The organism is Caulobacter sp. FWC2, assembly GCF_002742625.1.
Classification (GTDB): Bacteria; Pseudomonadota; Alphaproteobacteria; order Caulobacterales; family Caulobacteraceae; genus Caulobacter.
Window position 1 is genome coordinate 1,939,280 of record NZ_PEBF01000001.1, and the last position, 21,848, is coordinate 1,961,127.

Genomic DNA, 21,848 nt, shown 5'->3' on the forward strand with positions numbered 1-21,848 from the left:
GAGACCATGTCGGAGGCGCCGCGTGCGCCCGGCGCGCCACAAGGCCGGCGCCGGAGGTCTCAGGAGGAGTCCGTCGCTTGTTACGCGGCGCTCGACCTGGGGACCAACAACTGCCGCCTTCTGGTGGCCACGCCCACGCCGCGCGGGTTCCGCGTCGTCGAGGCCTATTCCCGTATCGTGCGTCTGGGGGAGGGTCTGTCGCAGACCGGTCAGCTGTCAGAGGCCGCCATGGAGCGTTCGCTGGCGGCCCTGAAGGTCTGCGCCGAGAAGATTCGCCGCCGCAAGGCCATCCGCGTGAAAGCCGTGGCGACCCAGGCCTGTCGGGGTGCGACCAATGGCCCCGACTTCGTCAGGCGCGTGCAGGAAGAAACCGGCCTCAAGCTGCAGATCATCAGCCCGCGCGAGGAAGCCCAGCTGTCGGTCGCCGGCTGTATGAGCCTGTTCGACCGCGAGCAGGACGCGGCCCTGGTGGTCGATGTCGGCGGGGGCTCGACCGAACTCTCCTGGGTCGACCTGAAGGCGGGCGGGCTGGACGCCAAGCCGCGTCAGTTCGCCGCCTGGAAGCTGCCGATCAAGGCCTGGCTGTCGATTCCGGTGGGCGTCGTCACCCTGGCCGAGCGCTTCCCCGAGGGCGAGCGCGCCGACGAAGGCTGGTTCCGGGCCATGGTCGACGATGTGAAGGCTCGCATCGAGGCGTTCCCGCACGCCGAGCCGATGCGCGAGATCTTCGCCGAGGGCAGGGCGCACCTGATAGGCACCTCTGGCGCCATCACCAGCCTGGCGGGCCTTCACCTGGGCCTGCCGCGCTATGACCGCAACATCGTCGACGGTCTCTGGATGGACCGCGCCGACTGCGATGCGGCGTCCGAGCGGCTGCAGGGCCTGACCGCCGCCGAGCGGGCGCTGGAGCCGTGCATCGGCGCGGATCGAGCCGATCTTGTGCTCGCGGGGGCGGCTATTCTGCAGGCCGTTCAGGAGCTGTGGCCATGTTCGCGCGTGCGTGTCGCCGACCGAGGCCTTAGAGAGGGCCTTCTGATGTCCCTGATGTCCGACCAGCAGAAGCGCCCGCGTCGGCGTCGTCGCGGCGGATCGTCCAAGAAGCCGGTAGCCGCATGAGCGATGAAGAGCCCCCCCGCAAGCGCATGGTCAAGCCGCCGGCCGGCGGCACCGAAGGCGGCCGCGCCAAGCCCGCGCGCCTGAAGACGGCCTATGGCCGCACGCCCAGCCAGCAGGCTTGGCTGGAGCGCCAGATCAACGATCCGTTCTCGGCCAAGGCCCGCGCTTTAGGCTATCGCAGCCGCGCGGCGTTCAAGATCAGCGAGATCGACGACAAGTTCCGCTTCTTCCACAAGGGCGCCAAGGTCATCGACCTGGGCTGCGCGCCGGGCGGCTGGCTGCAGATCGCCGTCGAGCGCGGCGTGACCCAACTGGCCGGCATCGATCTTCTGCCCGTCGATCCGGTGGCGCCTGCCCACCTGCTGGAAATGGATTTCACCGCCGACGACGCGCCCGGCAAGCTCCTGGAGCTTCTGGACGGCGCGCCGGACGTCGTGCTGTCCGACATGGCGCCCAATACCGTCGGGCACCGCGAGACAGACCACCTGCGCATCGTCGGCCTGATCGAGATCGCCGCCGAGTTCGCCATCGACGTCCTGAAGCCGGGCGGCGCCTTTGTCGCCAAGGCCTTCCAGGGCGGCGAAACCGCCGAGGTCATCGGGCGTCTCAAGCGCCACTTCGACAAGGTCCAGCACTTCAAGCCCAAGGCCAGCCGCGCCGACAGCTCGGAGGTCTTCCTGGTCGCGACGGGGTTTAAGGGGCGGTGAGCCGACCGGGGGGCGCGATCGGGGCGCTGGTCGCCCGGCCGTTCCGCAATCTGGCGATCTCGGTCGCTTTCGTTCTTCTGGTCGGTCTCTTCGCCATCGTCGGCTATCTGAGCGCCGGCTGGTCGTTCGACGACGCCATCTACATGGTCACTCTGACCATTTTCACGGTAGGCTACGGCGAAGTCAGGCCGATCGACACCGGCTACTTGCACCTTATCACCATGGCCACGATGGTGTTCGGGTGCACAGGGGTGATCGTGGTCACCGGTTCGCTGGTTCAGGCGCTGACCCAGTCTCAACTCGAACAGTTCTTCGGAAAGCGCGTGGAACGCGACATCGACCGGCTCGAGGGCCACATCATCATCTGCGGCTTTGGCCGCATCGGGCTGATGCTGGCCGGCGAGCTGGCCTCGGCGGGCGAGACGTTCGTGGTCGTGGAGCGCGACGAGGCGCGCTGTCAGGAAGCGCGGGATCTCGGCTATCTCTGCCGTCACGCCGATGCGACCGACGAGGACGTCCTGCGCGCGATGCGTGTCGAGAGGGCCAAGGTTCTTGCCACGGTCCTGCCAGACGACGCGGCCAACGTGTTCATCACCCTGTCGGCCCGCAGCCTCAATCCCAAGCTCGAGATCATCGCCCGCGGCGAGCGCCCGACGACCGAGCGCAAGCTGATCCAGGCCGGCGCTGACAAGGTGGTCATGCCCACCCATATCGGCGCGGAACGGATCGCCGAGATCATCCTCTACCCGAGGCTGGCCAGCTTTCTGCGTGGAGCCCATTCCGACACGGGTAAGCAGGAGACGCACTTGGCCGCCCTGGGCCTGGATCTCGGCGTGGTGACCGCGCCCGCGTCCTTCGCGGGGCGGCGCGTGACCGTCGGGGAGTTCGAGCGTCGTGGCGGTGGGCTGCTCGTGGTTCGAATCGACCGCGTCGATGGGCGCGTGGTCGACGCCCCAAAGCCGGATGATCTCATCCATGCCGGCGACGGTGTCTCGATCGTCTCGAAGCTGGGCCGTGTGGGTCTTTCGGCCCTCGCCGACTGAAGTCGCTATCGCCTGGATTGCGAATGTCGCGAAAGCAATCTTAAATGACTGAATAAACAGGGAAATTTACAATTCTCCCTCTTGTCAGCGGTCGGCCTCCGCACGAGCGTCTGAAATGCGCGTTTCGCGTCCATCAAGAGGCTACCCATGTTGAAGTCCCTGAGCATCGTCGCCGCCTTTGCCATCGCCCTGTCGGGCGCCAGCGTGGCCTCCGCCGCCCCCTGCAAGGACGCCAAGGGTAAGTTCACCAAGTGCCCGGCCGCCGCGCCGGCCAAGCCGACCAAGTGCAAGGACGCCAAGGGCAAGTTCGCCAAGTGCGGCACGCCGGGCGCCAAGCCGGTCTAGAATTCGGAGCGGCGGCGTTCCTGACGTCGCCGCCCTTCCTGCATGGATATCGGCATCATTCGATGCTAAATTTCGTGCCGCAAGGAGGTGCGGCATGAGGACGACATTGGCGCTCGACGACGATCTGCTGGAACGGGCGATGGCCCTGACCGGGATCGAGGAAAAGACGGCTCTTGTGCGTGAAGCACTCAAGGCTCTGGTCGAACGGGAGAGCGCGCGCCGCCTGGCTTTGCTCGGCGGCAGTGAACCCGACCTGAAGGACATTCCGCGTCGGCGTCTCGAACCGGCGTGATCCTGGTCGACACATCCATTTGGGTCGACCACCTGCGAACCACGAATGCAGCGCTGGTGCGGCTGCTAGGTGAAGCAGGGGTTCTGGCTCATCCCTTTGTTGTTGGCGAACTGGCGCTAGGCAATCTGCGCAACCGGCCCGTGGTGCTCGAGTCATTGCGACAAATGCCGCGCGCCGTGCTCGCGACCGACGACGAGGTTCTGGGCTTCATCGAAGCCAACGGTCTTCCTGGCCTTGGAGTCGGCTATATCGATGTCCATTTGCTGGCCAGCGCCAGGCTGACTGCGGGCGCCAAGGTCTGGACTCGCGACCAGCGCCTGGCCGCCGTCGCCGAGCGCCTCGACCTGCGCGCGGACCCCGCAGCCTGACGCAGCGCACAATTTGCCGAAGAAGGCGCGCTCAACGGGTCGACAACCGGCGGCCTCGCGGCTACATACGCGCCGCAAAATGGAGACTCCGATGGAGATTCGCGAAGGGCTCACCTTCGACGACGTTTTGCTCGAACCCGGCCCGTCCGACGTCATGCCTACCCAGGTGACGACCGAGACCCGGTTCACGCGTGAAATCAGTCTGAACATACCGCTCGTGTCCGCCGCCATGGACACGGTGACCGAAAGCCGACTCGCCATCGCCATGGCGCAGGCCGGCGGCATGGGCATCCTGCACCGCAACCTCACCAACGAGGAGCAGGCCGACCAGGTGCGCGAGGTCAAGCGTTACGAAAGCGGCATGGTCATCAATCCGCTGACCATCAACCCCGACACCACCCTGGCCGAGATCCGCGAGATCACGGCCCGCCGCAAGATCTCGGGCTTCCCGGTGGTCGAACGCGGCACTGGCAAGCTGGTCGGCATCGTCACCAACCGCGACATGCGCTTCGAAGGCGACGCCAATGTTCCGGCCTCGGCGATCATGACCCGCGAGGGCCTGATCACGGTCGGCGAGGGTGTCGACCAGGCGGAAGCTCGCGAGCTGCTCCGCAAGCACAAGATCGAACGCCTGATCGTCGTCGACGAGGCCTATCGCGCCGTCGGCCTGATCACGGTGAAGGATATCGAGAAGGCCCAGGCTCACCCGCTGGCCGCCAAGGACGACAAGGGTCGCCTGCTGGTCGGCGCGGCCTCGACCGTCGGCGACGCCGGCTTTGAGCGCTCGATGGGGCTGGTGGACGCTGGCGTCGACGTCGTCGTCATCGACACCGCCCACGGCCACTCGAGCCAGGTCGCCCAGGCCGTCTCGCGCCTCAAGCGCGAGGCTAACCGCGTCCAGATCGTGGCCGGCAACATCGCCACCTACGACGCCGCCCGCGCCCTGATCGACGCCGGCGCCGACGCGGTGAAGGTGGGCATCGGTCCGGGCTCGATCTGCACCACCCGCATCGTCGCGGGCGTGGGCGTGCCGCAGCTGACCGCGATCATGGAAGCCGTGCGCGCCGGCCGCGAGAGCAACACCCCGATCATCGCAGACGGCGGCATCAAGTACTCGGGCGACCTGGCCAAGGCCATCGCCGCCGGGGCCTCGACCGCCATGATGGGCTCGATGTTCGCCGGCACCGAAGAGGCGCCGGGCGAGGTGTTCCTGTACCAGGGGCGCTCGTACAAGAGCTATCGCGGCATGGGCTCGGTGGGCGCCATGGCCCGGGGCTCGGCGGATCGCTATTTCCAGAAGGAAGTGACGGACAGCTTCAAGCTCGTGCCGGAAGGCATCGAGGGTCAGACCCCGTTCAAGGGACCGATCTCGCCGGTGCTGCACCAACTGGTCGGCGGTCTCCGCGCAGCCATGGGCTATGTCGGCGCGCCGACCATCCCCGAGCTGCAGAAGCGCGCCAAGTTCGTGCGCATCACGGGCGCGGGCCTGCGTGAAAGCCACGTCCACGACGTGATGATCACCCGCGAAGCCCCGAACTATCCGAGCGCGGTCTAGGCGATGCGGATGGCCTTCGAGCTGCAGATGCTGGCGGCGGCGGTCCTGATCGGGATCGTCCACCTGCTGTGGGCGGCCGCGGCCGCCCAGCCCCAGCGTGGCCTGAAGTGGAATGCGGGCCCCCGCGACGAGCCGGTCGTGCTGACCGGCGTCGCGGGGCGCCTGGAACGCGCCTTCGCCAATTTCCGCGAGACCTTCCCGTTCTTCGCGGCCCTGGTGCTGGTCGACTATCTCGGCGGTCGCCTGGGCGAGCTCACCTCGCTGGGCGCGCTGATCTATGTGGCGGCGCGCGCCGTCTATATCCCGCTCTATGCCTTCGGCGTGCCCTATGTGCGCAGCCTGACCTGGGTCGCCTCGATGGTCGGGATCTTGATGCTGCTCGCGGCCCTGGTGGTCTGATGCGCGACGGCGGACGGGTTTCGGCAGCGATCGAGGTTTTGACCGAGATCGAGACGCGGCATTTTCCCTCGAAGATGGCCTTGAAGCGTTGGGGTGAGACCGCGCGCTACGCAGGCTCAAAGGATCGCGCCTTCGTGTCGGGTCTTGTCCTGGACGCCCTGCGCCGCAAGCGTTCGCTGGGCTGGATGATGGGTGATGCGGCCGCCCGCGGCGTCGTGCTGGGCGTCCTGGCCATCACCTGGAAATGGACGCCTGAGCGGATCTCCGAGGCGGCCTCGGAAGAACACGGCTTCGGCGCCCTGACCGACGGCGAGCGTGAGCGCCTGGCGAGCCCGATCACGCTGGACGCTGCTCCGCCCCCGGTGGCGGGCGACTATCCCGACTGGCTGGAAGAGCGCCTGGTCAGGGCTTTCGGCGCCGATCAGGCGGTCGAGATGCAGGCGCTGTCCGAGCGCGCACCGGTCGACCTGCGGGTCAACACTCTGAAGACCGACCCAGAGCGCGCCGCCAAGGCCCTGGCGCCGATCCATGCCGCGCCGGCGGGGATCCTGCCCAACGCCTTCCGCATCCCCGCGCCCGCCGCCGCCGACCGCACGCCGTCGGTCGAAGCGGTGCCGGCGTTCTCCAAGGGCTGGTTCGAGGTCCAGGACCTGGGCTCCCAGATCGCCGCCGCCGTGGCCGGCGAGGTCAAGGGCAAGCAGGTGCTGGACTTCTGCGCTGGCGGCGGCGGCAAGACCCTCGCGCTCGCCGCGGCCATGGGCAATACCGGCCAGATATTCGCCCACGACAGCGACGCCCGCCGCCTGGCCGACTGCATCCGGCGCGGCCAGAGGGCAGGGGTCCGCAACCTGCAGATCCGCTCGCCGATCGAGGCCACGCCCTTGAAGGGGCTGGAAGGCAAGATCGATGTGGTCTTTGTCGACGCGCCCTGCACCGGCTCGGGCACCTGGCGCCGCCATCCCGACGCCAAGTGGCGGCTGTCGCCCGACCAACTGGCCAAGCGCCAGATCGAGCAGGACAGCGTGCTGGAAGACGCCTCGACCTTCGTGAAGGCGGGCGGACGCATGGTTTATGTGACCTGCTCGCTGCTGGTCGACGAGAACGAGGATCGCGTCGCCGGCTTCCTCGATCGCCACCCAGAATTCACCGTGAAGCCGATCGCCCTGGAAGGCGTCGACCACGTCACGCCCGAAGGCTATCTGCGCCTGACCCCTCACCGCGCCGGAACGGACGGCTTCTTCGCCGCCGTGCTGGAGCGATCGTCCTATACGCCCTGACCTGACGCCCCGATTGAAACGAAGACCGCTGGAGACTTGCCGATGACCACCGAAACCGAACACCAGCGCGTCCTGATCGTCGACTTCGGCAGCCAGGTGACCCAACTGATCGCGCGCCGGGTGCGCGAGGCCGGCGTCTATTGCGAGATTCATCCGTTCGACAAGGCCGAAGCGCTTGTCGACGAATACAAGCCCTCGGCCATCATCCTGTCGGGCGGCCCCGCCAGCGTGCTGGAGGACGACAGCCCCCGCATCGGCCGTAAGCTGTTCGACCTCGGTCTGCCGATGCTGGCTATCTGCTACGGCCAGCAGCTGCTGTGCGACGTGCTGGGCGGCAAGGTCGAGGGCGGCCACGCCGGCGAGTTCGGCCGCGCCGAACTGACCATCGGCAAGACCAGCCCGCTGTTCGACGGCTTGGCCGGCGTCGGCGAGCTGGAAACTGTCTGGATGAGCCACGGCGACCGCGTCACCGCCATCCCCGAGGGCTTCGAAGTCATCGCCACCTCGACCGGCGCCCCGTTCGCGGCCATCGCCAATGACGAGAAGAAGATCTACGCCGTCCAGTTCCACCCCGAGGTGGTTCACACGGTCAATGGCAGCAAGATCTACAAGAACTTCCTGGCCCTGGCCGGCCTGAAGGGCGACTGGACCATGGCGGCGTTCCGCCAGGAGATGGTCACGAGGATCCGCGACCAGGTCGGCGACGGCAAGGTGATCTGCGGCCTGTCGGGCGGTGTAGACAGCTCGGTGGCCGCCGTCCTGATCCACGAGGCGATCGGCGACCAGCTGACCTGCGTGTTCGTCGACACCGGCCTGCTGCGCAAGAACGAGGCCGACCAGGTCGTGACCCTGTTCCGCGACCACTACAACATCCCGCTGGTTCACGTGGACGCCGGCGACATGTTCCTGGGCGAGCTGGCCGGCGTCAGCGACCCGGAGACCAAGCGCAAGACCATCGGCCGCCTGTTCATCGAGGTCTTCGACAAGGAAGCCGCCAAGATCGACGGGGCCGAGTTCCTCGCCCAGGGCACGCTGTATCCGGACGTCGTCGAGAGCGTCTCGGCGCGTGGCGGTCCCTCGGCGGTGATCAAGAGCCACCACAATGTCGGCGGCCTGCCGGACTACATGAAGCTGAAGCTGGTCGAGCCGCTGCGCGAGCTCTTCAAGGACGAGGTTCGCGCCCTGGGCGTCGAGCTGGGCCTGGCGCCGGCCTTCGTCGGCCGCCACCCGTTCCCCGGCCCGGGCCTGGCCATCCGCATCCCGGGCGAGATCACGCCCGAGAAGGTCAAGGTCCTGCAGGAAGCCGACGCCATCTATCTGGAAGAGATCCGCAACGCCGGCCTCTACGACCAGATCTGGCAAGCTTTCGCCGTGCTGCTGCCGGTCAAAACCGTCGGCGTGATGGGCGACGCCCGCACCTACGAGAACGTCCTGGCCCTGCGCGCGGTGACCTCGACCGACGGCATGACCGCCGACTTCTTCGAGTTCCCCTGGCCGATCCTGGGCAAGACCGCCACGCGCATCATCAATGAAGTGCGCGGCGTCAATCGCGTCGTTTACGACGTCACCAGCAAGCCGCCCGGCACCATCGAGTGGGAATAGTCTGGCGTCGTTTGGGCGCTCCAGAGCTATTGTTGGTTCATATAAGTCATTGAAGTGAAAAGTGAACTGACTCATCAATGATCGTCGCCGATCATTGATGGGCCTGCTCACTTTTCGTTTGATTGTCGGCTTCGTCGCGACCTTGCTCGCGAGGTCGAGCGGCTGGCGCCTCGACATACCCCTGATCGGCCTTAGCAGCGGCGGCCGCCAAGCGCCGGGCCGTGCGGCGTATCGCGCCGGGCGGGATCGACATGCCTGTCCCGCCCGGACCCATGACCGTGACCTCGTCGGCGGCTCCAATCCGCATCGATAGAGCGGAAGATGCCTCCGAAACGCGTAGGGGCCTGGTATGCCAAGGCGAAAAAGAGATTTACTGAGAGTTTAGCCAGGCGATCGGCTACCAGCGATATGGTGCGACACCATGACGCGTGAAATGTACCTTGAAACTCAAATGAAGTTCATTTTCAGAGGGTCTTTATCTGCAATATAAGAGATCTATACCTTTCTGTAATTGTAATTCGTGTTCCTAAGCTGGTTGTTGGCTAATTAAAGCGCCGCCTCAGCTCCGGAGGCCTTGTGGCCCAAGTTCTGACTGTCGACGCCGTCACCGACATCCGCCAGGCGATAGAAATCGCCCCGAGCGCCAAAGGTTAAGGAAGAAGTCAGATGTCGATGTTCACGCAATTCAAAGCGTCTTCCCAGCCCCAGGCCGCGATCCTGGAAGTCCGGCGCCTGGCCCAGGCCATGAAGAATGGCGACTATGCTGATCGGGCAAATCTTCAGGCCGCCACGGGGGAAGCTCGTGAAATCCTTCTCGCGGTCAATGCTCTCCTCGATGAGGGACTGCAGCCTGTCCGGGCGCTGGGCGAAAGCCTGAGGTTCATGTCGGTCGAGCACGACCGGGGCGACATCGACGTCCAGGTGCCCGTCGCCCAGTTCAAGGGCGAACTCGCGACGATGGCGAGCGACGTCAACTCGCTGGTGAATGCGCACATCGCGGCAAAGAAGAAGGCCATGGCCTGCGTCAAGGCATTCGGTGATGGAGACTTCGAAGCGGCCCTGGAGTCTTTCCCGGGCAAGAAGGCCTTTATCAACGAGACCATCGAGACGCTGCGGGCCAATCTCAAGGGCCTGATCGCCGAGATGAACCACATGTCCGACGAGCATGATCGCGGCGATATCGACGTCTTCGTGCCGGTCGAGAAGTTCAAGGGGGACTTCGCGGCCATGGCCCGTGGCGTCAACACCATGGTGGCGGGGCACATCGCCGTCAAAAAGAAGGCCATGGCCTGCATCAAGGAGTTCGGCGACGGGAACTTCAGCGCGCCTCTAGAGCAGTTCCCCGGCAAGAAGGCCTTCATCAACGACACGGTCGAGACGCTGCGCGGCAACCTCACCGCGATCACCGTCGAGATCCAGAAGCTGATTGCCGTGTCCATGGCGGGGGAGCTCAGCAAGCGCGGAGAGCCCGGCCGCTTCGTGGGCGATTTCGCCCAGCTCGTGATGGGCATCAATGGCATGCTGGATGCGATCCTGCTGCCGATCGCCGAAGGCAACCGGGTTCTCGAGAAAGTCAGCGGTGGCGACCTGACCGAGCGGGTCGAGATCGAGTGCGAAGGTGACCATCGTCGGATGCGAGACGCCATCAACGGCTTGGTCGACAGTCTCACCAAGTTCGCGGGGGATGTTTCCAGCGCCGCCGACCAGGTGGCGGCCGGCAGCCAGGAACTCTCCGCCAGCGCCGATCAGATGAGCCAAGGCACGACCGAACAGGCTTCCGCGGCCGAGCAGGCGTCGGCCTCGATGGAAGAGATGGCTTCCAACATCAAGCAGAACGCCGACAACGCCGCCCAGACCGAGAAGATCGCCCGCCAGTCCGCCGCGGACGCCGAAACCTCGGGGCAGGCGGTGAACAAGGCGGTCGAAGCCATGCAGACCATCGCCGACAAGATCGCCATCGTGCAGGAGATCGCGCGCCAGACCGATCTCCTGGCCCTGAACGCGGCCGTCGAGGCCGCCCGCGCCGGCGAGTATGGCCGCGGCTTCGCGGTGGTCGCATCGGAAGTGCGCAAGCTGGCTGAGCGCTCGCAAAGCGCCGCCACGGAAATCAGCGCGGTCTCGTCCGATACGGTGAAGGCTGCCCGATCGGCCGGTGAGATGCTGACCACTCTCGTGCCCAACATCCGAAAGACCGCCGAGCTGGTTTTCGAAATCAGCGCCGCCTGCCGCGAGCAGGACATCGGAGCCTCGCAGGTCAACGAAGCCATCCAGCAACTGGACAAGGTCATCCAGCAGAACGCCTCGGCCGCCGAACAGATGTCCGCCACCTCCGAGGAACTGGCCGCCCAGGCCGAGGAACTGCAGGGCTCGATGGCCTATTTCCATCTCAGCGAATCCCCGGACGCCGTTCGGAGGCAGGGCTTCGGGAGCAGCATCAGGGCGCGAACCGGCGCCAGGGCGGAAACGCATGGACGAGCCGGGAGGTCGCTTGCCAAGGGCGTCATCGGACGCTCTTCCGTGGCCGCCCAGCAGTCCCAGGTCACCGGGTTCGTCTTGGACCTGCAGCAAGGCCGTCCCGACGCGGAGGACACCCATTTCAAAAGCTACGGCGCCTGACGCGGACTGTCGAAGTCTAGGCCTGGGGCTGGCGCCGCCTGCGCATCAAAGGTGCCGAACCTCAGCGCGCGTCAAATTCCCCTGGCGCTGTTCCAAGCCAGGAACTTGGCCTCGATCTGCTCGAACAGCGCTGATCGCGCGGCGTGGGGATTGTTGTCGCCAGCGCAGCTAAACCACACCGCCGCCAGAAGGCGGGCCAGCACGCTGGCGTGCAGAACGAGATTGTCGCCGGAAAGACCGAACACCCGGCCAAGGCTGTCGCGCAGCGTTCCGCCGTACGAAAACCGGATCACCCCGCCCGCCGGGGCAAGTTCGCGACGACGCACCGTCGCCAAGAACAGGCGGCGGCGGCGGATTACGGCCGGCGAGGGCGCCTCGGCCGTGACATGCAGGCGCAAAGCCGCGAACAGCGCCTCGGGGGTCAGGATGCCTTCGACGGAGGGCGGGCCATCATTCCGGGCGGCGGCTTCATCGGTCATTGTCTGGACCTGGCCACGGATGGCGCCGGCGACGAGATCCTCGATCGAGCGGAAATGGTGGGTGACCGAGCCCGTGGTTACGCCCGCGCGCGTGGCCACCGCGCGGTGGGTCAGGCCCGAAAGGCCCTTGTCCTCGACGACTTCGGCGGCGGCCTGGGCGATGCGCATGGCCGCCGGCTGCACGGAGCCGAAAGGCCGGGTCCCCGCTGTGCGTTCGGCCAAGGGCGTCGCGCCCCGCATCGGGCGGATCGAGGCCCCCAGCCAAAGGGTGGCGAAATGCTCCGCCATCTCGGTGAGGGCGGCGCTTTCGAGCGCTGGGGACCAGGCCGATAGGCTGTAGAGCGCCTCGTGCTCGAAGAAGGCGTGCAGAATCCGCCCGTCGATCGGCGCAAGGCCGAAGCGCTCGGCGGCCTCGATCCAGAAGTCTCGCCACAGACCAGTCCATACCGCCGCGATCCCCTGTCCAGGCGCGGCGGTGACGGCTTCCTGGTAGATCAGCGCCAGGCGACGGCCATCGCTCGCCCAGGCCTGGATCACGTGCAGCAGCGCCAGAGCCGCGCCGTCCGGCGAGCGGGGCAGGGCGGCGATCTCCCGCGCGCGACCTTCCTGCCAGGCGCGGGTCTCTTCCAGGCCTTGCTTGAACACGGCCAGTAACAAACGTTCTAAGTTGCCGAAGTTGTAGTTGATCGCGCTGGCCGAGGTTCCGGCCAGGGCGGCGATGGCGCGCGCCGAGGCGGCGGCAATTCCCCCTTCGGCGACCAGGGTCGCGGCGGCTGCGATCAGGCGCTGGCGCGTGTTGTCCTGCAGCTCCGGGCTTCCGAAGTGTGAGGGCATCGCGGGCGACGCTGAGGTTGTGGCAAGGGGTGGGTGAGTGGGCATGAGGCATATTCCCTACCCGGATGAGCGGAGCAAGTCAGGCGCTTATCGGGCTGTGACCTTCGTGCAATTGAAACATAACATTCGTTCTAATGTCACGCGCTACGCCTAGATGCGCCCCAGCCCGGCTGGTCAGCCGGAAGGTAAAGGGGACTCACGATGAAACGGCCTATCGAGATGTCGGCGCTGCGCGTCGGCCTGCTGACGAGCGCGGCGGCCCTGGCCCTGTGCGGCGCGGCCCGCGCGGCGGACAACGCCGCCGCCTCAGGAGACAGCGCGACCAGCCTCGAGGAGGTCGTGGTCACCGCCCAGAAGCGCAAGACCAACCTGCAGGACACGCCGATCGCTATCTCGGCCATGGACAGCGAGGCCCTGAAGGCCCGTCACGTCCAGTCGGTGGAAGATCTGGGCGACGGCTCGATCCCATCGCTGCGCGTGGCCCCGTTCTTCGCCCGCAAGTCTGCGCTGACGATCGGCATGCGCGGCATCGGCGCCCTGGGCGACGCCAACCAGCCGGCTCGCGACCAAGCCGTCGGCGTCTATGTCAACGGCGTCTATCTGGGCCGCGCCCAAGGCCTGGGCTCGGCGCTGTATGATGTCGAGCGCATCGAGGTACTGAAGGGCCCGCAGGGCACGCTGTTCGGCCGCAACACCGAAGGTGGCGCGGTCAGCATCGTCACCAAGGCCCCGACGGGGGTGTTCGGCATGAACACCACGCTCGGCTACGGCAACTACAACGCCTACAAGCTGGAGACGCACATCGACCTGCCGGCGTACAACGGCTTCAGCTTCAAGGTCGACGCCCTGCTCAGCAAGCGCGACGGCACGACAACCAATCCGACCACCACGGGCCAGCCCGACTTCAACAGCTACGACAAGCGTGGCGTGAACCTGGAGTTCGCCTGGCGTCCGTCGGAGACCTTCACCGCAGACTACGCCTACGACCTCTCATATGACGGCTCGACCCCGTACTATGTGCAGCTGGAAAAGAAGGGCGCCCTGGCCCTGGCCCCGTTGGCGCCGGCCCAGCCGGACCGCGCCGATCGCGCGAACGTCGGCGTACCGCTGCAGATGAGCGAGGGCGACACCTGGGGGCACCGCCTGAACCTGACCTGGAAACTGGGTGACAACCTGGACCTCAAGTCGATCAGCTCGTACCGCAAGCTGACCCAGACCCAGTTCGACAACGGCGCGGCGGCCCTGTCGGTGTTCGCGCCGAACGGCACCTTCGCTCGCTACAGTGTGGCCCGCGTCTGGCAGGACCAGGTCAGCCAGGAGCTGCAGCTGGTCGGCAAGACCGACCGCATCGAATATGTCGGCGGCGTCTTCTATTTCCGCGAGAAGGTCCGGGACAACGCCCAGACCCCGAACTCGCTGCAGTGGAACGCGAACGGAACGGCCTATACGACCCTGTCGCTGGACTTCAACACGATATCGCTGGACCGGGCCAGCCACGTGACGACGACCAGCTACGGCGCCTTTGGCCAGGCCGCCTGGACGCCGGCGGTCCTCGACGACAAGCTGCACGTCACCGTCGGCGGCCGCTATACCAAGGACGCCAAGAAGGGCGACCTCGATACCGTCAACGGCGCGACGCCGTCCTATGTCGACGCCAACAAGAACACGGTCGTCGGCAAGATCCCGCTGGACGAGTCCTGGAGCCACTTCGACCCGCTCGTCAGCGTGGCCTATGAGGTGACCCCGGACATCAATGTCTATGGCCGGTGGGCCACGGGCTACAAGGCCGGCGGCGCCAACTCGCGCTCGCTGACCTACCGCGCCTATGACCCGGAAAAAGGTCGAGATGTTCGAGGTCGGGGCCAAGACCGAGTTCTGGAACCGCCGCGCCCGCCTGAATGTCGCGGTCTTCACCGGGGACATCAAGGACGCCCAGGTCGACTTCAACGTGCTGATCCTCAACAACAACCGCGGCACGCTGGAGACCACCAACGCCGCCACGGGCAAGACCAAGGGCTTCGAGCTGGACTTCGCGCTGGTCCCGGTCGAGGGCCTGACCCTGTCGGGCGCCTACGCCTATACCGACATCAAGCTGTCCAAGGCGTTCAACCCGTTCACCAACGCCCAGTCGAGCATCTATCCGCTGTACAGCCCCAAGAACGCTGGCAGCATGGCCGTGGACTATGTCCGCCCGGCCTTCGGCGCGACGTTCAAGGCCCACCTGGACGCCAACTTCGCCGATGCCCAGATGACCAGCACCACGGACCCGACCTTGAGCGACAAGTCGTTCACGGTGAATGGCCGTCTAGCCCTGGCCGACATCAGGCTGTCCGAGGGCGCTCCGGCCCTGCAGCTGTCGGTCTGGTCGCGCAACCTTACCAACGAGTCCTACGCCTTCCTGCGCAACACCAACGCCGCCCTGGGCACGTACGCGATCTACAACGAGCCGCGCACCTTCGGCGTCGAAGCCAACGTGAAGTTCTAGGGGATGGGAGCCTCGAACATGGATCGTCGTCTGTTCCTCACGGCCGCTGGCGCGCTGGCGCTGGCGCCCGCCGCCCGCGCCGCGACCCTGCTGGACTCCAAGGCCGAACGCACCGCACCCGGCGTCGTCCGCCTCGACTGGACCGGCGCACAGGCCGTCTCTGTCCTGGTCTCGGGCGACCCCGACGCCCGGAAGGGGGTCATGCGTCCCCTGAAGACGGCGGCCGGGAGCTCGGCCAGCGTGGACGCTCCGGTCTCGCCGCGTCCGTACTTCCTTGTGACGGCCGCCGACGGCCGCCAGACCCGGGTGGCCGAGCGTCTGCTGCCGCTGCAGGGCGGCCGAAACTTCCGTGACCTTGGCGGCTGGCGCGCCGCCGACGGCCGGCAGGTCAAGTGGGGCAAGATCTATCGCTCGGGCGTGATGGCCAACCTGACCCTGACCGACCTTGAGTACCTGAAGGCGCTCGGCATCCTGACCATCTGCGACCTACGCAGCCCGCAAGAACGCGCCAGTGAGCCGAGCCCCTTCCTGAAGACGCCGGGTCCCAAGGTCGTGGCCACCGACTACGACATGAGCGCTTCGATGGCGGCCTTCATGACGATGAAGACCCGCGAGGACGCGATCCAGGGCTTCGCCGACGCCTATGTCGGTTTCCTGGACATGCTGACCCCGCACTACACCGACCTGTTCGCGCGGCTCGTGGCCAACGAGGGGCCGCTGGCCTTCAACTGCAGCGCCGGCAAGGACCGCACGGGGATGGCTTCGGCCCTGATCCTGTCGGTGCTGGGGGCGTCGCGCGAGACGGTGCTGACCGACTACGGCCTGACTCAGGTCTACACGCCGCCGTCCTACTACGCGAAGATGGCCCAAAGCGGTGCCGGCGCCAGCGTGACAGCCCAGCAGATGCAGGCCCTGTCCAAGCTGCCGCCGGAGGTGTTGCAGGTGATCATGGGCTCGGATCCCGAGGTCATGCGCCGGGCTCTGGCGAGCATCGACGCCAAGTACGGCGGGCCGGTCGCCCTGACCAAGGCGCGCTTTGGCCTCACCGACGCCAAGATCGCCAAGCTGCGCGCCGCCTACCTGGTTTAGTCGAAAACGCCAGCTTCTCTCGCGGTCCTACGCCCCGGCTCACGCTCTGCGCCGGGGCGTAGGCTTTCCGCCGAAGAGTCCTCCTGTTCGATAGGAGGTGTGACCCCGTGCTCGCGCAGCAGGATCTCCCAGCCCCGGATCATGCTGGTCGCCGCCTGCGCATGGCCCAGGCCGCGGAAGCTCACGCCCGCTCCCTCGAGAAGCATCAGCAGTCCGCCGACCAGCAGATCGGGCGCCTCGACGCCGGCCTGTTCGGCGGCTTCCAGGAGATGGGTGCGCAGCCGCGTCCTGTAGAGCTCGCAGACCCTTCGGATCACGTGATGATCTTCGTGGATCTCGACCTCGAGGTTCGACAGAAGCCAGCCGCGATAGGCGGGGTGTTCGATCTTGGCCGCCGCCGCCGCTACGATCGCGTGAAACTGCGCCATGGGCGTGACCGAGAGCCGCTTGGCGATGGTCGCGAGTTCTTCCAGGTCATCGAGCGCCAACGTGCTGAGACAGGCCGCGGCTAGATCGTCCTTGGACTGGAAATAGCGATAGAAGGTGGACTTGGTCAGGCCGCTGCGGGCGGCGATGTCGTTGACCGAGACGGCGCGAAAGCCGTGTTCATAGAAGAGGGCGGTCGCCGCCTCGATGAGACGGTCATTCGGCGTGTCCAGTGTCGGGATCTTGGCGCTCACGAGCAAAATCCTTGAAAGAGACGGTGAGGTCGCCCCGGCGGTTAGGCGCGCGGCGAGGTAGGGCGTTCAGTGAACCGCCGAGGTGTCGACGATGCGGGTCGGCTTCGGGGCCAGCCAGATGATCAAGGCCGAGGCGACGAACAGGATCGCCATGGCCAGGAACACCTGGTTGGTCGCCAGCATGACGCTCTGGCCCTGGACCAGCTGGTCGATGTTCCCCAGGGCCTGCTCGGACGACATGCCGCTCGCGCCCATCTGGTCCATCACGCCCTGAGGATCGTTGAGAGTCCCCGCCAGGGCGGCGTGGTTGCGGCTGGCGTTGTCGGCCCAGACGGTCGTGACGACCGAGGTGGCGATAGCGCCCGACAGGGTTCGGCAGAAGTTCATCAGGCCAGCGGCGCTGGCGGTCTCCTTCTCGTCGACGCAGGCCAGGGCCAGGCCCGTCAGCGGCACGAAGAACAGCGGCATGCCGAAGCCCTGCAGCAGCAGCCAGTGGCCGATGTCGAAGAAGCCCATCTGCGAAGTGGCCAGGCTGCGCATGAAGGTGATCGCGCCCATCCAGACCAGGCCGATGAACACCAGGCGGCGCGGATCGACCTTGGTCGACATGCCGGCCGCGAAGGGCGCCATCAGCACGGCCGTCACGCCCAGCAGAGCCGTGACGTAACCGGCGTCCGTGGCGGTGTAGCCCATGTTCTGCTGCAGCCACAGCGGCGTCAGGACGTTGATCCCGAAGAACGCGCCGAAGGCGACGCTCAGGGTGACGACGCTGGCGCTATAGCCGCGATGACGGAAGACGCGGAGATCGACGATCGGATCGGCGGCGGTCAGCTCCCAGATCAGGAAGGCCAGGAAACCCAGCAGGGCGACGATGGCGAGACCCGTGATCAGCGGCGAGGCGAACCACTCGTGCTCCTTGCCCAGGTCCACCATGATCTGCAGCGCGCCGACCCAGACGACCAGCAAGCCCAGGCCCACCAGATCGACCTTCGCATGGGCGAGCGGCGTTTCGTGTTGGCGCAGCAGCTTCCAGGCGAACCAGCCGCAGATGGCGGCGACGGGCACGTTGATCCAGAAGATAAAGGCCCAGCCCGCATTGTCGCACAGGGTGCCGCCCAGGATCGGCCCCAGGATCGGTGCGACCAGGGTTGTCATGGCCCACAGGCCCGTGGCGGCCGCGGCGTATTTCTTGGGGAAGACGCGCAACAGCAGGGTTTGGGACAGCGGCATCAACGGGCCGCCACAAGCGCCCTGCAGGACGCGGAACAGCACCAGCAGGCTCAGCGACGGGGCCAGGCCGCACAGGAACGAGAAGAAGCCAAAGCCGACCATGCCGGCGACGAACACCTTCACCGCCCCGAACCGGGCCGACAGCCAGCCGGTCAGCGGCACCACGACCGCCTCGGCGACCGCGTAGGAGGTGATGACCCAGGTGCCCTGGCTGGGCGAGACGCCCAGGGCGCCGGCGATGTTCGACACCGAGACGTTGGCGATGGTGGTGTCCAGCACCACCAGGAAGTTCGCGGCGGCCAGCACCAGGCCGGCGAAGATCATCGCCGGACCGGATAGCGCCGGCGCGGCGGGGGAGGAAGCCTGGGCCATGACGGCGGTCCCTTGGAGCTGGGCTTAGCGACGGGTGTCGATAGCGGCGGTCATCGACAGGCCGACGCGCAGCGGGTTGGCCTTCAGCTCGGCCGGGTCGAGGGCGATGCGGACGGGCAGGCGCTGAACGACCTTGATCCAGTTGCCGGTGGCGTTCTGGGCCGGGATCAGGGCGAAGGCCGAGCCCGTGCCGCCCGACAGGCCCACGACCTTGCCGTGATAGGTCACCGAGCCGCCATAGAGGTCGGCCTTCAGTTCGACGGGCTGGCCGATCGCCACCTTGCGCAACTGGCCTTCCTTGAAGTTGGCGTCGACATAGGCCTGCTGGATCGGAACCACCTGCATCAGGACGGCGCCGGGCGCGACGCGTTGGCCGATCTGGACGTTGCGGCGGGTCACGACGCCATCGATCGGGGCGCGGATGACCGTGCGGTTCAGGTCCAGCCCGGCCTGCTCGACGCGGGCGCGGGCGGCGGCGACCTCTGGGTTGGTCTCGACGGTGGTTCCGTCGGTCAGGGTGGTGTTGGCGTTCAGCGAGCCGACGGCGGCGGCGCGGTTGGCCAGGGCCTGGACCTGGGCGGCTTTGGCCGAGGTCGCGGCGGCCTGGGCGTTGGCGAAGGCGTTCTGGGCGCGGGTCAGCTCGTCGCCCGAGACCGCGCCGTTGGCGGCCAGGGCCTTGCGGCGGTCCAGGTCGATGCGCGCGCGCTCCAGGTCGGCCTGGGCGGAGGTCAGGTTGGCGGCGGCGCGGGCCTGGTCGGCTTCGCGGGCCGTGATCTGGGCCGTCAGGCTCTGGTCGGTGGCGAGATAGCCGCGCACGCGGCGCTGGGCCTTGGCCAGATCGGCCTGGGCCGAGGCCAGGGCGATGCGGGCGTCGCTGTCGTCGAGGGTCAGCAGGATCTGACCGCGCTGGACGGTCTGGGTGTCGCGGACCGCGACGCTTTGCACCGGGCCGCCCACCAGCGGCGTGACCTGGGCGACGTCGGCGGCGACATAAGCGTTGTCGGTCTCGACATGGTGGGACCCGACCAGGGCGTACCAGGCGCCGTAGCCGACGCCGGCGATCACGACCGCGCCGGCCAGGGCGGCGAACAGCTGCTTACGCTTGGAATGGTCGGCGGCCTGGGGCGTGGACGGGGTGATGACGGTGTTGGCGGCCTGGCCTTGGCCTTGGGCTTCGTTGTCGAACATGGGAGGGGCTCCGGAGAGAATGGGGTCAGGCGGCGCGGAAGCCGCCGCCGAGGGCGCGCACGAGCGCGACGTCCAGGGTGAAGGCGCGGGTTTCGAGGTCGGCGACCGCTCGCTGGTTGGCGATCATCGCGTCCTCGGCCGTGAGGACGTCGAGATAGGTCGACAGCGCGCCGCGATAGCGCTGGACGGCGATGCCGTGGGCGGCGGTGGAGGCCTGCAAGGCCGCCCGGCTTTCCGAGAGGCGGACATCCAGGGCGCGGGCGCTGACGGCGGCGTCGGCCACGTCCTGTAGCGCCTGGGCCAAGGTCCCGTTGTAGCTGGCGACGGCGAGGTCGTAGTCGGCCGCGGCGCCGCGATAGTTGGCGCGCAGGGCGCCGCCCTCGAAGATCGGCAGGCTCACGGCTGGCCCGATGGAGCCGATGCGCGAGCTGGCGTTGTTTAGCAGGTCCAGACCCAGAGCCTGCTGGCCGAAATAGGCCGAGAGGTTCACTGCCGGGTAGAACTGGGCCTTGGCCTGCTTGATCCTCTGGCTGGCGGCTTCAGCCCGCAGGCGGGCGGCGACGACGTCGGGGCGACGACCGATCAGGTCGGCGCTGAGATTCGCCGGCAGGCCGAACGCCTTGACCGCGCCAACGGCGGGGCGGGCGATGGCCAGGCCTCGGTCGGGGCCGGCGCCCAGCAGGGCGGCCAAACGATTGCGGGTCAGGCCGATCTGCTCGTCCAGCGCGGCCAGGTCGGCCCGGGCCGAGGCCAGGCGGGCCTTAGACTGTTCGGCCGCGCCCTGGTTCTCCAGGCCGTTGGCGACCCGTTCGGCGGTGAGGCTCGCCGACTGCTCGCGGATGCGCGCCGCGTCCTGGCTGGCGTCGCGGTCGGCGAACAGCTGGGCCAGGTCGGCATAGGCGGTGGCGATATTGGTCGAGAGCACGAGGCGCGCCTCGGCGGCGTCGGCCTTGGCGGCTTCGGCGTCCGAGGTCGCCGCCGCGAGCGCCGCGCGGTTCTTTCCGAAGAAATCCAGTTCCCACGCGAAGTCCAGCGCGACGCGGCCGCTGTCGTTGTAGCCCTTGGGCACGAAGGCGGCGGGGATGCCGTTGTTATAGCTCTGCTTGACCGAGGCGTACGACCCGTTGGCCGTGACGCTGGGCAGGGTCGCGGCGCGGGCCTGGGCCGTGGCCGCCTGGGCCTCGGCGAGGCGGGCCTTGGCTGCCGCCAAGTCGGGCGAGCCGGCCAGGGCTTCGTCCATCAGCCCGTTCAATTGCCTTTCGCCATAAGCGGTCCACCACTGATCGCCCGGCCAGTCGGCGGAGGGGGCGGCGAGACGGTTGGCCGACGCGTAGGCGCTCGGGGCTTTCAGCGTTTGGGTGAGCGGTGTCGCGGGGATGACCGCGCAGGCGCCGAGGCTGCTGGCCAGCAGTGCGCTGGCGATTGCCGCGCGAAGAGCGTTCGGAGAGGGCATCGGCTTCTCGTTTTCAAACCGTACTGTTCGGTCTAATTATCTTTCGCCGTGACGGCGTCAAGCGAAAAGTGTACAGTCTGGTCCAGAAAAGAATTGTGGAGGAGCCCGGCCCATGCGGGTGAAGAGCGAGGAGAAGCGGCTGGCCATCCTGGACGCCGCCAAGGGTGTGTTCCTGGAGCGGGGCTATGTCGCCGCCAGCATGGCCGAGGTGTCCGCGCGCGTGGGCGGATCCAAGCAGACGCTCTACAGCTACTTTGCCTCGAAGGAGGAGCTTTTCGTCGCCGTGATGCTGGAGAAGGGGGCCACGCAGGTCGAACCGATATTCGATGCGTTCCTCGGCAGCGAGAACCTGGCCGAGGCCGTGCGTTGTTTCGCCCTGGCCTTCGCGCGCTTCATCGCGGGGGACGAGATCATCGCCTTTCGCCGGATCGTCTATGCCGAGGGCGCCAAGTCGGACCTTGGCCGGCTGTTCTACGAGAACGGCCCCAAGCGCGGCTGGACCCGAATGGCCGCGGATTTCGAACGCGCGATGGACGAGGGGCGGATGCGCCGCGCCGACCCGTGGACGGCGGTCAACCAATTACATGCCCTGTGCGAGGCTGGACCGATCCAGCGTCTTCTGGAGGGGTCGGAGAGCGGGATCGATGAAGACGCCCTGACGGCAGCGGCCGAAGCCGCTGCCGATACCTTCATTCGCGCTTACGGGCCGCCAGCCTAA

Annotated in this window: 19 protein-coding genes and 1 pseudogene; 15 read left to right on the forward strand and 5 right to left on the reverse strand. The window is 67.2% G+C overall.

Annotation, left to right across the window (positions count from 1 at the left end; genetic code table 11):
* Positions 1-6 precede the first annotated feature (6 nt).
* The 11 genes from CSW62_RS09455 (at position 7) to CSW62_RS09505 (ending at position 11,320) form a co-directional block, all read left to right on the forward strand.
* The gene (locus CSW62_RS09455; RefSeq protein WP_099577165.1) at positions 7-1,116 is read left to right on the forward strand and encodes a Ppx/GppA phosphatase family protein; all 1,110 of its coding nucleotides are present in this window, start codon (positions 7-9) and stop codon (positions 1,114-1,116) included.
* The gene (locus tag CSW62_RS09460; RefSeq protein ID WP_099577167.1) at positions 1,113-1,823 is read left to right on the forward strand and encodes an RlmE family RNA methyltransferase; all 711 of its coding nucleotides are present in this window, start codon (positions 1,113-1,115) and stop codon (positions 1,821-1,823) included. Before CSW62_RS09455 ends, CSW62_RS09460 begins: the two co-directional genes overlap by 4 nt.
* Positions 1,820-2,866, forward strand: a complete 1,047-nt coding sequence (locus CSW62_RS09465; RefSeq protein ID WP_099577169.1) for a TrkA family potassium uptake protein — start codon at positions 1,820-1,822, stop codon at positions 2,864-2,866. The genes CSW62_RS09460 and CSW62_RS09465 overlap by 4 nt, the downstream gene beginning before the upstream one ends.
* A gap of 147 nt (positions 2,867-3,013) precedes the next feature.
* Positions 3,014-3,211 (forward strand): hypothetical protein, encoded by a 198-nt coding sequence (locus tag CSW62_RS09470; RefSeq protein ID WP_099577171.1) that lies wholly within the window; start codon positions 3,014-3,016, stop codon positions 3,209-3,211.
* Positions 3,212-3,317: 106 nt separating this feature from the next.
* Positions 3,318-3,503: a type II toxin-antitoxin system VapB family antitoxin gene (locus tag CSW62_RS09475; RefSeq protein WP_233206642.1), complete on the forward strand. Its 186-nt coding sequence runs from the start codon at positions 3,318-3,320 to the stop codon at positions 3,501-3,503.
* Entirely contained in the window at positions 3,500-3,871 is a 372-nt protein-coding gene (locus tag CSW62_RS09480) for a type II toxin-antitoxin system VapC family toxin (protein ID WP_099577175.1), read from the forward strand. Before CSW62_RS09475 ends, CSW62_RS09480 begins: the two co-directional genes overlap by 4 nt.
* A gap of 91 nt (positions 3,872-3,962) precedes the next feature.
* A complete protein-coding gene (gene guaB / locus CSW62_RS09485; protein ID WP_099577177.1) occupies positions 3,963-5,426 on the forward strand; it encodes an IMP dehydrogenase in 1,464 nt (487 codons plus the stop codon).
* A 3-nt stretch (positions 5,427-5,429) separates the two neighbouring features.
* Entirely contained in the window at positions 5,430-5,825 is a 396-nt protein-coding gene (locus CSW62_RS09490; RefSeq protein ID WP_099577179.1) for an MAPEG family protein, read from the forward strand.
* The gene (locus CSW62_RS09495; RefSeq protein WP_099577181.1) at positions 5,825-7,102 is read left to right on the forward strand and encodes an RsmB/NOP family class I SAM-dependent RNA methyltransferase; all 1,278 of its coding nucleotides are present in this window, start codon (positions 5,825-5,827) and stop codon (positions 7,100-7,102) included. The genes CSW62_RS09490 and CSW62_RS09495 overlap by 1 nt, the downstream gene beginning before the upstream one ends.
* 42 nt (positions 7,103-7,144) lie before the next feature.
* Positions 7,145-8,704, forward strand: a complete 1,560-nt coding sequence (guaA, locus tag CSW62_RS09500) for a glutamine-hydrolyzing GMP synthase (protein WP_099577183.1) — start codon at positions 7,145-7,147, stop codon at positions 8,702-8,704.
* A gap of 666 nt (positions 8,705-9,370) precedes the next feature.
* Complete coding sequence (locus CSW62_RS09505; RefSeq protein ID WP_199170554.1) at positions 9,371-11,320, forward strand: methyl-accepting chemotaxis protein; 1,950 nt, start codon at positions 9,371-9,373, stop codon at positions 11,318-11,320.
* Between the two features lie 71 nt (positions 11,321-11,391).
* Here CSW62_RS09505 and CSW62_RS09510 read toward each other — a convergent pair whose 3' ends face one another.
* A complete protein-coding gene (locus tag CSW62_RS09510) occupies positions 11,392-12,633 on the reverse strand; it encodes a TetR family transcriptional regulator (protein WP_158235413.1) in 1,242 nt (413 codons plus the stop codon).
* A 399-nt stretch (positions 12,634-13,032) separates the two neighbouring features.
* On the opposite strand from CSW62_RS09510, the pseudogene CSW62_RS27430 reads away from it, so the two are divergent.
* From CSW62_RS27430 to CSW62_RS09520, 3 genes and pseudogenes are all read left to right on the forward strand, one after another.
* Positions 13,033-14,418 (forward strand): annotated as a pseudogene (locus CSW62_RS27430) (TonB-dependent receptor); the annotation flags it as partial.
* A 40-nt stretch (positions 14,419-14,458) separates the two neighbouring features.
* On the forward strand, positions 14,459-15,118 hold the full coding sequence (locus CSW62_RS26875) for a TonB-dependent receptor (RefSeq protein WP_233206643.1): 660 nt from the start codon (positions 14,459-14,461) through the stop codon (positions 15,116-15,118).
* An 18-nt stretch (positions 15,119-15,136) separates the two neighbouring features.
* Complete coding sequence (locus CSW62_RS09520) at positions 15,137-16,207, forward strand: tyrosine-protein phosphatase (protein WP_143324363.1); 1,071 nt, start codon at positions 15,137-15,139, stop codon at positions 16,205-16,207.
* Here the strand turns inward: CSW62_RS09520 and CSW62_RS09525 are convergent.
* The 4 genes from CSW62_RS09525 to CSW62_RS09540 form a co-directional block, all read right to left on the reverse strand.
* Entirely contained in the window at positions 16,204-16,887 is a 684-nt protein-coding gene (locus CSW62_RS09525) for a TetR/AcrR family transcriptional regulator (RefSeq protein WP_233206644.1), read from the reverse strand. The genes CSW62_RS09520 and CSW62_RS09525 overlap by 4 nt on opposite strands.
* Positions 16,888-16,953: 66 nt before the next feature.
* Positions 16,954-18,489: a DHA2 family efflux MFS transporter permease subunit gene (locus CSW62_RS09530; protein ID WP_099577190.1), complete on the reverse strand. Its 1,536-nt coding sequence runs from the start codon at positions 18,487-18,489 to the stop codon at positions 16,954-16,956.
* Between the two features lie 24 nt (positions 18,490-18,513).
* Positions 18,514-19,677, reverse strand: coding sequence for an HlyD family efflux transporter periplasmic adaptor subunit (locus CSW62_RS09535; RefSeq protein ID WP_099577192.1), 1,164 nt, complete (start codon positions 19,675-19,677; stop codon positions 18,514-18,516).
* Between the two features lie 25 nt (positions 19,678-19,702).
* Entirely contained in the window at positions 19,703-21,130 is a 1,428-nt protein-coding gene (locus tag CSW62_RS09540; protein WP_099577194.1) for an efflux transporter outer membrane subunit, read from the reverse strand.
* A gap of 112 nt (positions 21,131-21,242) precedes the next feature.
* Here CSW62_RS09540 and CSW62_RS09545 point away from each other — a divergent pair, with 112 nt between their 5' ends.
* Positions 21,243-21,848, forward strand: coding sequence for a TetR/AcrR family transcriptional regulator (locus CSW62_RS09545; protein WP_099577196.1), 606 nt, complete (start codon positions 21,243-21,245; stop codon positions 21,846-21,848).